This window comes from Chromohalobacter sp. HP20-39, assembly GCF_033052815.1.
Classification (GTDB): Bacteria; Pseudomonadota; Gammaproteobacteria; order Pseudomonadales; family Halomonadaceae; genus Chromohalobacter.
Genome location: NZ_JAWHTP010001091.1, coordinates 1 through 241, shown reverse-complemented (window position 1 = coordinate 241; position 241 = coordinate 1). Strand labels below are relative to the sequence as shown.

1 pseudogene is annotated in these 241 nt (G+C 70.5%); it reads left to right on the top strand.

What is annotated here, in order from left to right:
• Positions 1–241 (top strand): annotated as a pseudogene (locus RVY79_RS21295) (aspartate kinase); the annotation flags it as partial.

The following is a 241-nucleotide window of genomic DNA, read 5'->3' as shown; positions in this document are numbered from 1 at the left end:
CGAACTCGTCACCGCGGGCCTCCTGGCGATCGCCCTCCAGAAGGACGGGGTCAAGGCCCGCTCCTGGCAGGGCTGGCAGATTCCGGTCGTGACCTCGGACGCCCATGGCTCGGCGCGGATTGCCGAGATCGATCCCAAGAACCTCGAGGCGGGTTTCGCAAAGGGCGAGGTCGCGGTGATCGCCGGCTTCCAGGGCGTCCATGCCGAGACCGGCCGCGTGACGACGCTGGGCCGTGGCGGC